Genomic DNA, 10703 nt, shown 5'->3' with positions numbered 1-10703 from the left:
GACCTAGTCCGGGTGATCGGCCGCCGAGGCCGGCGCCACGTGCGACGGGAAGGCTTCGGCCAGCGGTTCATAGCGAGCCCTGGCGGCCTCCAGTCGCGCCCGCATGTCGGCGGCCGCCTGGGGGAAGTTCAGCGCCACGCTGTAGTTCTCGCCTGGGTCGACATCCATGTCGAACAGCAGCGGATAGCCGTCCAGCGGCACGTCGTAGGTCCGATAGTAGGACCGCGCCACATACTTCCAGCGCGCTGTGCGCACCGCCGCCACCTTGGCGTTGTTGAACAGCACGATCTCCTCGTGGGGTGAGGCCGCGTCAGTCGTCAGGACGGCGGACAGATCGCGACCGTCCAGTTCGCGGTCCTCCACCGCCGGCCGACCAGCCATGGCCGTCAGGGTCGGCAGGAGGTCGAGATTGCTGGAGAGCGCCGAGCTCACCCCCCCGGCCGGCAGGGTTCCGGGCTGGCGGGCGATGAACGGCACGCGAAACCCGCCATCCCAGGCCGATCCGCCCTTGCGATCGCGGAACGGGCCCGATGAGCCCTCGAACCAGGGTCCGTTGTCGGAGGTGAAGATCACCAGGGTGTGCTCATCCAGGCCAAGCGCCTTCAAACGCTCCAGCAGCCGGCCGACATTCAGATCGATCTCCTCCACCACCTCGCCATAGGCGCCGCCGGGCGAGCCGGTCAGGTCGTCGGGATTGGGCTTCAGCGGGATGTGCGGCGCGGTCAGGGCCAGCAGCACGAAAAACGGCGCCTCCCGGTTCTGCTCGGCGAAGGCGGTGGTCTGAGCGAAGAACCATTCGGTCAGTTTGCTGAAGTCCGCCTTGCTCTCGGTCATGGGTGACGTGGCGTTGTCAAACAGCGAGAGCGGTTTCATGTCGTGGCTGTAGGGCAGGCCGTAGAAGCGGTCGAAGCCATAGACCATCGGCGGCCAGTGAGGCGCGGCGTGGCCCAGGTGCCACTTGCCGATCAGGGCGCTGGCGTATCCGTCGCCGAGCGCCTTGGGGATCGTCACCGCATCGGGCGGCAGGCCGGTGGTGTCGGACGGCTGGATCACCTCGTGGGCCAGGCCGTTGCGGATCGCGTACTGGCCCGTCAGCAAGCCTGCGCGGGAGGGCGTGCAGACATTGGCCGAGGCGTAGAAGTCGGTGAGCCGCACGCCCTCGGCGGCCATGCGATCCAGGTTCGGCGTGCGGATCACCTTGCCGCCGTCGCAGCCGAGATCGCCGTAGCCCAGGTCGTCGGCCAGGATGACGATGAAGTTGGGCGGCCTCATGAGCGATTCCTTTCGCACGGACGGCCACCTCGCCCCGCCGACGCCGGGGCCGTCAAGTCCCCGACAGCTTCAGCACCCAGGTCTCGCCGATCAGGTCGACACCGATCGTGCGATGGGGCGTGGAGTCGACCAGTTCGAATCCGGCGCCGGCGTAGATGCCACGCGCGGCGGTCAGGATGCTCTGGGTCCACAGGGTGATCTCGCGATAGCCCGCCGCTCGGGCGAAGGCCACGCACTCGGCCACCAGTCGCTTGCCCAGGCCGAGGCCCTGGGCCGAGGGTTCGACCAGAAGCAGGCGCAGCTTGGCCTGGTCGCCCTCGCCCTTGACCAGGAAGACCGAGCCGACAGGCTCTCCGCCGCGCTCGGCGATCCAGCACCGCTCTCGGGCCGGATCGAAGGTCTCGATGAAGTCGGCGGCGATCTTCGCCACCAGGGCCTCGAAGGCCTCGCCCCAGCCGAACTCGCGGGCGTAGAACACCGCATGGCGCCAGGTGACCCAGCCCATGTCGCCGACCCGGTGTGGGCGCAAGGTGACCTCGCCCACCGGCGGCGCGGCGAGAACGGTCTCGATCTCCTTCATCGCCGCCAGCAGGCGTACCCGCTGCGAGGTCGCCAATCCGCCGAGGATGCCCTCCACCGCCCCTTCGGTGGTCTGGCGCAGGCCGCCATAGGCCGCGATGCCCTCCGATGTCAGCCAGATCGACACGCTGCGGGCATCCTGGCGCGAGGTCTCGCGGACCATCAGGCCCTCGGCTTCGAACCTTTTGAGGATGCGGCTGAGATAGCCGGGATCGAGACCGGTGGCGGCCGCCAGCGCCTTGGGCGTGATGCCGGTCGGGGACTGGGCCACCTCATACAGCACCCGTCCCTCGGCCAGGCTGTAGGGCGAACCCAGATGCGCCTCGTCCAGCGCGCCGATCCGGCGCGTGTAGAAGCGGTTGAATCGGCGAACGGACGCGACCGGATCCTGAAGCAGCATTGCGCACCTCCGATCCAAGCTTCGAATGGTTAGTTGACTTCGTCAACTAGATTCAGAATGCACTGATTTTTAAGACTTATCTTCGGAGTGAGCTCGTCGATGCAGGAGCGTCATTAACCCGTCTCCGATCTCCAGCATCGTGGACGAAAGGCCCGCTGAGAGGCGCTCGGCCCAGGCGTGATGGCGCTTTTCCGCCTCCGCATGCGCTCGCTTTCCCACCTCCGTGAGGCTGGCCAGCCTGGCGCGGGCATGCCCAGGGTTCTCCTCGAAGACGATGAAGCCGGCCGCGGCCAGGTCATCTGCGAGGCGCTGGACCCCTTGACGCGCGACACCCAGCACGCGTGCGAGCTGCGACACGGTCCGGGGCACGCCTTCATTGGCCAGGGTAGCCAGAAGGCGCGCGCGGGCGTGACTCAAACCAATATCCGACAATAGCTTGTCGTCGGCGCTAACGAGGGCGTCGTGGGCGCGGTGGGTCGCCGCGATGAGCTTCGATAGGGATTCGCTCGACATGACGATGCGATGCTGGGGCTTTGACACGCAGTTGTCAAATGGCTTGGCGCTTGGCGTGGGCGGATCGCGGTCGCTACAGTCGCGGCCATGCAAGCCTTCCTGTTACGCGCGGCCTTCGACCGCATCGCCGCACGCCTGCCCGCCGCCGCGCCGAACCTGGATGTCGTCGTTCTTGAGCCGGACGGCGGACTCACCCTGAACGGCGCGACCTTCGATCCCGCGGACCTGGAGCCCGAGATCTGGTGGCTGAGCCTGGAGGCGTTCGGCGCCCAGCGGCGGGAGTACTTTGGCCGGCTTCGCGACAGCCATCGCCCCGGCTGGGTGCAGACCGTTTTCGCAGGCGTCGAGCATCCCAGCTTCAAGCCCCTGGCCCGCGAAGGGCTGAAGGTGACCAACTCCAGCGCCCAGGCGCCGGCCATCGCCGAGTATGTGGCGATCCATGCGCTCAGCCTGCTGCACCCCATCGCCGAGCAGGCCAGACACCAGGAAGCCCACCAATGGACCCCGGTCGATTTCCGGGAGGTCGGCCAGAGCCGCTGGCTGATCGTCGGCTTCGGCAACATCGGCCGCGAGATCGCCGCCCGAGCCAAGGCCTTCGGCGCCCACGTGGGGGTCGTGCGCCGCTCTCCCGGCGGCGAGGCGAATATCGACGCGGTCTGCACCATCAAGGACCTGCCTTCACGCCTGCCCGACGCCGACGTGGTGGTCCTGGCCTGCGCGCTCAACGACGAGACCCGCGACCTGGCGGACGCCGAGTTCTTCGCCGCCATGAAGCCCGGCTCGATCCTGATCAATATCGGCCGGGGCGGCCTGCTGGACGAGGACGCCCTGCGCGTGGCCCTGGACGCCGACAAGCCGGCCCACGCGGTGCTTGACGTCTTCAAGACCGAGCCCCTGCCCGCCGACAGCTGGATCTGGGACCACCCCAAGATCCGCGTGACGCCGCACGCCTCCAACCGTGGCGCGCTCACCGGGTCGCGCGGGGAGGCCCTGTTCCTGGAAAACCTCGGCCGCTACGTCCGCGGCGAGCCGCTGTTGAACCCGGTCAATCCGGCGGACATCGGGGTGGGTTAGCCCTCGATCGTCATCTGGGTCTGGAGGACCAGGCATAACAGCTTGCCGTCGGCGTTGGTGATCCTGGTCTGCCAGACGCTGGAACGGCGACCGACATGCAGGGGCGTGGCCTCGCCTTGCACCGTCGTTCCCGCCTTGGCCGAGCCCAGGAAATTGGTCTTGGACTCCAGGGTCGTCGTCCGCGCACCGGGCGTGAGGTTCATGACCCCGCCGATGGCGCCTAGCGCGTCGGCGAAGGCCATGTAGGCCCCGCCGTGCAGGATGCCGCCCGCCGTGCAGAGGTCGTCGCGCACCAGCAGGCGCCCCACGACCCGCTCCTTGCTCCGCTCAACGATCTCCACGCCCATGAGGTTGGAGAAGGGCATGCCGGTCTCGGTGGTCATGGTCGGCTCCTGCAAGGTTTCTGACGGCGGCCTTCGACGCGCTCACATTGCGTCGCCGAACCGCAGGGCGTAAGGGAACGCTCCGCTTTCAAGACGCAAGGAGACCGCCATGGGCTATCGGGTAGCCGTGGTCGGCGCCACGGGCAATGTGGGCCGCGAAATGCTGAACATCCTCGAGGAAGTGAACTTCCCCGTCGACAAGATCCACGCGATCGCCAGCCGCAAATCGATCGGGGTCGAGGTCTCCTTCGGCGAGAAGATCATCAAGTGCGAGGACGTGGAGCAGTTCGACTTCACCACCGTCGACCTAGTGCTGATGAGCGTGTCCGGGACCTTCTCGAAAGAGTGGGCGCCGAAGATCGGCGCGCAAGGCCCCATCGTCATCGATAACTCCTCGGCCTGGCGGATGGACCCCGACGTGCCGCTGATCGTGCCGGAGGTGAACCCCGACGACGTCAGCTATGCGTTCAAGAAGAACATCATCGCCAACCCCAACTGCTCGACGGCCCAGCTCGTCGTGGCCCTGAAGCCGCTGCACGACCGGGCGCGGATCAAGCGCGTCGTCGTGGCGACCTACCAGTCGGTCTCCGGCGCCGGCAAGGAAGGCATGGACGAGCTGTGGGACCAGACCAAGGGCGTCTTCGTCCTGGGCGCGCCTGAACCCAAGAAGTTCCCCAAGCAGATCGCCTTCAACGTCATCCCCTTCATCGGATCCTTCAACGAGGACGGCTATACCGACGAAGAGGCCAAGATGTGGAACGAGGTCCACAAGATGATCGATCCGTCGATCAAGCTCACCGTCACCTGCGTCCGCGTTCCCGTGATGGTGGGTCACTCCGAAGCCGTGAACGTCGAGTTCCACGATCCGCTGGACGCCGACGAGGCGCGAGACCTGCTGCGCGAGAGCCCGGGCCTGATCGTCATCGATCAACAGCACGACAAGGGCTACATGACGCCCAAGGAAGCCCAGGGGGAGTTCCCGGTCTTCGTCAGCCGCATCCGCAACGACCCCACCGTCGAGAACGGCCTGAACCTGTGGGTCGTGGCCGACAACCTGCGCAAGGGCGCGGCGCTGAACGCGGTGCAGATCGCCGAGCTGCTGCACGAGCGCGGCCTGATCAAGACCAAGCTGATCGCCTAGGCCTGCCAGTCCGGAACGCCCTCGGCGGCCTGGGCCGCCTTGGCGCGCTGGAAGCCTTCACGGTCCTGTAGCCGCGCCCAATAGGCGGCGACGGCGGGGCTGAAGCGTTCGTGAAGACCAAGCGTCTCGGCGAGCAGCAGGGCGTAGCCGACCGAGATGTCGGCGGCCGTGAACCGCTCGGCGCACAGGTGGTCGGCGTGTTGCAACATGGTGTCAACGGCGCGCAAGCGAGCCATGAACCTGCGGCCATAGTCCTCGGCCACCTGGGGATTGCGCCGCTCCTTCGGCTCAAGCCGCGTGTAGCGAAGCACCAGGGTCTGGGGAAAGGTCAGGGTCGCCTCGCCCAGATAGAGCCAGTTGAGCCAGGCGCCGTAGGCCGGATCGTCCGGCGTCACCAGAAGCGGCCCCCCGTGCTTGACCGCCAGATACTGCACGATGGCCGAGGACTCCGTCATCCGCGTCGCCCCGTCGACCAGCAGCGGGATGGTGCCCAACGGATTCTCGGCCAGGTACTCCGGCGCCAGCACCCTGGGCGGGAACGGCAGCAGCTTCAGCTCGTAGGGAACGCCAAGCTCCTCCAGGGCCCAGAGGGCCCGGAAGGAGCGCGCGTCGGCGCAGTGATAGAGGGTCGGCATCCCAACTAGTCGGCGTAGACGGCGGGACGCTTCTGCATGTTCGACATCACCGCCTCGATCTGGTTCGGCGATCCGATCAGGGCCCCCTGCTCCTGACTCTCGGCCAGCAGGATGGCGTGCTGGTCGGCGTCATGGGCCATGTCCAGCAGCCGCTTGGCGCCACGGATCGCCGCGGGGTTCTTCGCCGCGATCTCAGCGGCCAGGGCGTGGGCCTCAGCATAGGGGTCGGCGCAGACCCGGGTGGCGAACCCCATGGCCAGGGCTTCCTCGCCGTTGAACTGCCGGCCGGTATAGGTGAGCTCCCGGGCCACGTCGTCGCGGACCAGGCGTTTCATCAGCACCAGGCCGGCCATGTCGGGCACCAGGCCCCACTTGATCTCCATGACCGACATCCGCGTGTCGGCGGTGACGAAGCGGATGTCCGCGCCGAGCGCCAACTGGAACCCGCCGCCAAAGGCCACGCCGTGAATCGCCGCGATGACAGGCACGGTCTGCTCGCGCCAGACCATCACCGCATGCTGGGCGCGGTTGGAGCCGCCGGGCGTCCGCTTGGGCGTCAGCAGGGCCTCGCCGGTGGACGACTGGCCGCCACTACGCTCGCCCGAGGCCATCTTTCCGAAATTGCCCATGTCGAGACCGGCGCAGAAGGCCCGGCCCTCGCCGGAGATGACGATGGCGCGGACGCCCTTGCGAGTCTTCAGCTCCTCGCCGGTGGCGATCAGGGCCGAGAACATGGCGTCGTCCAGGGCGTTCATCTTGTCGGCGCGGACCAGACGGACGTCGGCCACGCCGTCCTTCAGCTCCACCTTGATGCGGTCGTCCATGGGCTGCTCCTTCAGGCCTTGCCGACGTAGTAGCCGGCGCGTGGGAAATGGATGTGGGTCTTGCCGAGCTCGGGCGAGTCGCGCGCGATGACCACGCGGTCGGGTGTGGCGGCGACCAGGACGCCGGCGATGGGATCGCGGCCATAGTCGTCGGCGGCCACGGTGACGGCGGTTCCGGGCGGGAGGCCCAAGGGATCGGCGGCGTCATGGACCGGCGCCGCCGCGGGCTCCGCGGCCTTGGCGTCGGCGAGGGCGTCGGCGCCGGCGATTTCACGGCGCGTCCCGTGGCCGATGGCGGCGACCCGCTTGCGCCAGGCCTGGGTTCGCGTGAGCCCGGTCAGCAACTCGTCGCGGATGTGCGGCAGGCTCGCGCCCAGAAACCAGATGTTCATATAGGCGGCGATGTCGGAGAGCCCGGGGGCGGCGCCGTCCAGCCAGTCGGATCGCGCCAGGCCCGCCTCGATCCAGGCCGCCTGGGCGCGCCACTGCGGGCGCAGGATCCCGGCGGCGGCCTTCATCGCCTCGATATTGAACGGACGGCCCGAGAGCTTCTCGCGATCCTCGAGGAAGGCCTTGGGCGTGGCGTCGCCCAGTTCGCCGAAGATGATCGGAACGGTCACGCCGAAGAACAGCCGGTCGGCCCAGAAGTTCACCGCCCATCCTGCCCCCGACACGGTCGGCGGGGCGGGCCTCCGGCGCTCGATCTCGGCCAGGATCACCTGGGTGTCGCAGTAGACGTCGGCCCGGATCTGCAGCACCGGGATACGGCGATAGCCGCCGGTCAGCGGCACCAAGTCGGGCTTGGGCATGATCACCGGGGCCTGGACGGAGTCCCAGGACAGGCCCTTCAGCCCGAACATCAGCCGCACCTTCTCGGAGAAGGGCGAGGTGTCGTAGTGGTGCAGGATCAGCCCGGCCATCGTCGTCCCTCGCGCGCGCCTCTGACGGGCCGCTGCCTTACGCTGTCACGGATTTAGCGGTGAGAACACTCTGACCCGACGTCAGCCCGGCTTGCCGTCGCCCGCCAGGACCGGGATCGCCGGTTCGCCGCCCAGGCTCTCGACGATCGGCGCCTCGGCGTACTGTGCGTCATGGGCGTCGAGGTGGCGGCGGATCTCGGCGTGGCGTTTGGCGTCCAGCCGCCAGCCGATCAGGCAAGCCCCGCCCAGCATGACGAAGACGATGGGCCCGGCGATGAAGGCGATCTCCAGGCTGCTGATCGCCTCGGGTGTGTTCACCGCTCCCGCCGTGGCGTCGTAGCCGAGCTGGCCCAGCAACGGGAAGGTCACACCGATGGCGAAGGCCGCGGCGATCTTCGCGCCCAGCGAGTTCAGGGCGTAGATCAGGCTGATCTGCTCGCGCCCCTGCTCCAGCCGAACCTCGTCGGCCACGTCGGCCAGCATGGCGCGGATCATCAGGTCAAAGCCCGCCGCCATGAATCCGCACCACAACATCACCGGCAGCCCCCAGGCGACGCTGCCCTTGGGCACCAGCATCACCGTGCAGAGCGCCAGGGAATAGGCCGTGGTGGTCGCCATCAGGGTCTTGTGCTTGCCGAAGCGCGTGGCGACGAAGGCGGTCGTCGGCGCACCGATGACGCCGGCCACCACATAGACCAGCAGCAGGATCGAAGCCTGTTCGGCGCTGTAGCCCCGCGCGTCGGTGAAGAAGAACAGATACAGCGCGCTCATCCAGCCCGGGCCCATGGTGAGCGACATCTGGGCCAGGAACAGTCGCAGCAGATCGGGCTTGAGCAGCAGTCGGACATAGTCCTTCAGGGCGAAGGCGGGGCCCGGCGACAGCGGCAGCAGCTTCTCCGGCGTTCGAGCGGTCAGCAGGACCGCCAGCGGGATCAGGCCGAGGATGAACCAGCCTTGAGCCTGGACGCCCTTGGCCTCGTTCAGGCCGATCCCGTCGGCGACGATCGGGATGACCAGGACCGCGATCGCCCCCAGGACGCCGGCGGCGGCGAGAACCCCGAAGACCCGTGAGCGTTCGTTGTATTCGGGCGCCAGTGTCGCGGCCCAGGCCGAGTGGCCCAGGCCCAGGATCGAGGTTCCGAGATACAGCACGAGCAACCAGCCGATCAGGTAGATCGAGCCGATACCCTCGGGCGCCAGGAACAGGGCGTAGGTCGCCGCCATCATGATCGGCCCGCCGAGCAGCATCCAGGCGCGATAGCGGCCCAGTCGCGTGCGGGTCCGGTCCATGACCACGCCAAGGATCGGGTCGACCACCAGGTCGATCAGCCGCACCACGGCCCAGGCGCCGCCGATTACCGCCAAGCTCACCCCCAGGTGCTTGGCGAAGTAGGCGGGCAAATAGACCGCCACCGCCACCGCATAGGCGCCAAGCGGCACGGAGAGGGAGGCGAACCCGAAAACCAGGGAGATGGGCAAGCGCCGCTCGCGCGTCGTCGTGACCTCGGACAACTGGACTTGCTCCCTAGGCATTCTAAAAATGACGCCGGCGTCATTGATTGCGTCCACCTTGGCCGGGGGTCAAGCCGCGCCAACCAAAGTTACTCAGCGATTGCGCCGTCGGCGGTTCCGGGCATAAAGGCGTACATTGTAAATCTCAGGGAGACGGCCATGAATCGCGACGCGGAGTTCGACATTATCGTCTACGGCGCCACCGGCTTCACCGGCCGGCTGGTGGCCGAATATCTGGCCCAGACCTATGGGGTCGGTGGCGAGGTCAAGTGGGCCATGGCGGGCCGCAGTGAGGGCAAGCTGGCCGCCGTGCGCGACGAGATCGGGGCGCCCAGGGACACGCCCCTGGTGGTCGCCGACGCCGACGACGTCGCGTCTCTCGACGCCATGGTCGGCCGCGCCAAGGCGATCATCACCACGGTCGGCCCTTACCAGCTCTATGGCGACGCCCTGATCGGCGCCTGCGCGCGGGCCGGGACCGACTATCTGGACCTGTCGGGCGAACCGAACTGGATGGCTGCCACCATCGCCGCCCATCACGAGACCGCCAAGGCCAGCGGCGCGCGAATCCTGCACTCGGCCGGCTTTGACTCCATCCCCTTCGAGCTGGGGGTCTTGTTCGCCCAGGAAACCGCCAAGGCGAAGCTCGGCGGGACCGTTCCTCGGGTGAAGGGCCGGGTGCGCGCCATGAAGGGCGGGCTGTCGGGCGGCACCGCGGCCAGCGGACGCGCCACCATGGCCGCGATCATGAAGGACCCCAGCCTGATGATGCTGATGGCCAGCCCTTCGCCCTGACGCCCGGCTTCGTCGGGCCGGACCAGCCGCGCGGCGACACGCCGGAGCACGACGAGGACATGGGCGCCGAGGTCGGTCCCTTCATGATGGCGGCGATCAACACCAAGAACGTCCACCGCTCGAACCTGCTGATGGGCCATCCCTACGGGACCGACTTCGTCTATGACGAGATGAGCGTGATCGACCCCAAGGCGCCGGCCAGCTTCGCCATGAGCGCCGAGGGCGGGCCGCGACCCGGCGAGGGGCCCAGCCAGGAAGAGCGCGACACGGGCTTCTACGACCTAGTGTTCATCGGCGTCGCCAAGGATGGCCGCAAGGTGAAGGTCAGCGTCCATGGCGACCGCGACCCCGGCTACGGCTCGACCTCGAAACTGATCGCCGAGACCGCCATCTGTCTGGTCGAGACCCCGGACGTCGCCGGCGGGGTCCTGACCCCCGGCGCGGCGCTGGGAACCCGCCTCATCGACCGCCTGCAACAGAAGGCGGGCCTGACCTTCAAGGTCGAGAGCTAAGCGCGTTCTGGCGCGTTACGCTCAAGACACCGAGGAGTTCTCATGAGCGTAGCCTTCACCAAGGAAGGGGATGCGGAAGCCACCGCCGCCGACCTCCCCGACCGGCCGATTTCGCCGCACCCGAACCTGGTGACGCCGCAAGG

The 10703-nt window shown here is 67.9% G+C and carries 12 protein-coding genes and 1 pseudogene; 5 read left to right on the top strand and 8 right to left on the bottom strand.

Annotated elements, in window-relative coordinates:
- Nucleotides 1-3: 3 nt before the first annotated feature.
- The 3 genes from RMO04_RS01540 to RMO04_RS01530 all read right to left on the bottom strand — a co-directional run bounded on the left by RMO04_RS01540 (nt 4) and on the right by RMO04_RS01530 (nt 2791).
- Nucleotides 4-1272 carry a sulfatase gene (locus RMO04_RS01540; RefSeq protein WP_309643034.1) on the bottom strand — a complete coding sequence of 423 codons (1269 nt, stop codon included), beginning with the start codon at nt 1270-1272 and terminating at the stop codon, nt 4-6.
- A 52-nt stretch (nt 1273-1324) separates the two neighbouring features.
- A complete protein-coding gene (locus tag RMO04_RS01535) occupies nt 1325-2251 on the bottom strand; it encodes a helix-turn-helix domain-containing GNAT family N-acetyltransferase (protein WP_309643033.1) in 927 nt (308 codons plus the stop codon).
- A 69-nt stretch (nt 2252-2320) separates the two neighbouring features.
- The gene (locus RMO04_RS01530) at nt 2321-2791 is read right to left on the bottom strand and encodes a MarR family transcriptional regulator (protein ID WP_309643032.1); all 471 of its coding nucleotides are present in this window, start codon (nt 2789-2791) and stop codon (nt 2321-2323) included.
- Nucleotides 2792-2851: 60 nt separating this feature from the next.
- On the opposite strand from RMO04_RS01530, the gene RMO04_RS01525 reads away from it, so the two are divergent.
- Nucleotides 2852-3838, top strand: a complete 987-nt coding sequence (locus tag RMO04_RS01525) for a D-2-hydroxyacid dehydrogenase (RefSeq protein WP_309643031.1) — start codon at nt 2852-2854, stop codon at nt 3836-3838.
- Here the strand turns inward: RMO04_RS01525 and RMO04_RS01520 are convergent.
- Nucleotides 3835-4221 (bottom strand): PaaI family thioesterase, encoded by a 387-nt coding sequence (locus RMO04_RS01520; protein WP_309643030.1) that lies wholly within the window; start codon nt 4219-4221, stop codon nt 3835-3837. The two genes, RMO04_RS01525 and RMO04_RS01520, sit on opposite strands and share 4 nt — an antisense overlap.
- 109 nt (nt 4222-4330) lie before the next feature.
- Here RMO04_RS01520 and RMO04_RS01515 point away from each other — a divergent pair, with 109 nt between their 5' ends.
- A complete protein-coding gene (locus RMO04_RS01515; protein ID WP_309643029.1) occupies nt 4331-5362 on the top strand; it encodes an aspartate-semialdehyde dehydrogenase in 1032 nt (343 codons plus the stop codon).
- Here RMO04_RS01515 and RMO04_RS01510 read toward each other — a convergent pair.
- The 4 genes from RMO04_RS01510 to RMO04_RS01495 all read right to left on the bottom strand — a co-directional run bounded on the left by RMO04_RS01510 (nt 5359) and on the right by RMO04_RS01495 (nt 9253).
- Nucleotides 5359-5997 carry a glutathione S-transferase family protein gene (locus tag RMO04_RS01510; protein ID WP_309643028.1) on the bottom strand — a complete coding sequence of 213 codons (639 nt, stop codon included), beginning with the start codon at nt 5995-5997 and terminating at the stop codon, nt 5359-5361. The two genes, RMO04_RS01515 and RMO04_RS01510, sit on opposite strands and share 4 nt — an antisense overlap.
- Before the next feature lie 5 nt (nt 5998-6002).
- A complete protein-coding gene (locus tag RMO04_RS01505) occupies nt 6003-6821 on the bottom strand; it encodes a crotonase/enoyl-CoA hydratase family protein (protein WP_309643027.1) in 819 nt (272 codons plus the stop codon).
- 11 nt (nt 6822-6832) lie between these two features.
- Complete coding sequence (locus RMO04_RS01500; protein WP_309643026.1) at nt 6833-7741, bottom strand: glutathione S-transferase family protein; 909 nt, start codon at nt 7739-7741, stop codon at nt 6833-6835.
- A gap of 81 nt (nt 7742-7822) precedes the next feature.
- Nucleotides 7823-9253 carry an MFS transporter gene (locus RMO04_RS01495; RefSeq protein ID WP_309643025.1) on the bottom strand — a complete coding sequence of 477 codons (1431 nt, stop codon included), beginning with the start codon at nt 9251-9253 and terminating at the stop codon, nt 7823-7825.
- 159 nt (nt 9254-9412) lie between these two features.
- Between RMO04_RS01495 and RMO04_RS01490 the strand changes: the two genes are divergently transcribed.
- From RMO04_RS01490 to RMO04_RS01480, 3 genes and pseudogenes are all read left to right on the top strand, one after another.
- The gene (locus RMO04_RS01490) at nt 9413-10048 is read left to right on the top strand and encodes a saccharopine dehydrogenase NADP-binding domain-containing protein (protein ID WP_309643024.1); all 636 of its coding nucleotides are present in this window, start codon (nt 9413-9415) and stop codon (nt 10046-10048) included.
- A gap of 59 nt (nt 10049-10107) precedes the next feature.
- The gene (locus RMO04_RS01485; RefSeq protein ID WP_309643023.1) at nt 10108-10560 is read left to right on the top strand and encodes a hypothetical protein; all 453 of its coding nucleotides are present in this window, start codon (nt 10108-10110) and stop codon (nt 10558-10560) included.
- Nucleotides 10561-10602: 42 nt separating this feature from the next.
- Nucleotides 10603-10703, top strand: a pseudogene (locus RMO04_RS01480) (transcription elongation factor); the annotation flags it as partial.

This window comes from Phenylobacterium sp., assembly GCF_031412415.1.
GTDB lineage: Bacteria > Pseudomonadota > Alphaproteobacteria > Caulobacterales > Caulobacteraceae > Phenylobacterium.
The sequence above is the reverse complement of the archived record's forward strand: the minus strand, read 5'-3'. Positions and strand labels throughout refer to the sequence as shown.

Excerpts from the sequence above, each read along its gene's own strand:
- RMO04_RS01485 (WP_309643023.1), top strand. The coding sequence starts at position 10,108 with ATGGGCGCCGAGGTCGGTCCCTTCATGATGGCGGCGATCAACACCAAG.
- RMO04_RS01535 (WP_309643033.1), bottom strand. The coding sequence starts at position 2,251 with ATGCTGCTTCAGGATCCGGTCGCGTCCGTTCGCCGATTCAACCGCTTC.
- RMO04_RS01500 (WP_309643026.1), bottom strand. The coding sequence starts at position 7,741 with ATGGCCGGGCTGATCCTGCACCACTACGACACCTCGCCCTTCTCCGAG.
- RMO04_RS01510 (WP_309643028.1), bottom strand. The coding sequence starts at position 5,997 with ATGCCGACCCTCTATCACTGCGCCGACGCGCGCTCCTTCCGGGCCCTC.
- RMO04_RS01520 (WP_309643030.1), bottom strand. The coding sequence starts at position 4,221 with ATGACCACCGAGACCGGCATGCCCTTCTCCAACCTCATGGGCGTGGAG.
- RMO04_RS01525 (WP_309643031.1), top strand. The coding sequence starts at position 2,852 with ATGCAAGCCTTCCTGTTACGCGCGGCCTTCGACCGCATCGCCGCACGC.
- RMO04_RS01505 (WP_309643027.1), bottom strand. The coding sequence starts at position 6,821 with ATGGACGACCGCATCAAGGTGGAGCTGAAGGACGGCGTGGCCGACGTC.
- RMO04_RS01490 (WP_309643024.1), top strand. The coding sequence starts at position 9,413 with ATGAATCGCGACGCGGAGTTCGACATTATCGTCTACGGCGCCACCGGC.
- RMO04_RS01515 (WP_309643029.1), top strand. The coding sequence starts at position 4,331 with ATGGGCTATCGGGTAGCCGTGGTCGGCGCCACGGGCAATGTGGGCCGC.
- RMO04_RS01540 (WP_309643034.1), bottom strand. The coding sequence starts at position 1,272 with ATGAGGCCGCCCAACTTCATCGTCATCCTGGCCGACGACCTGGGCTAC.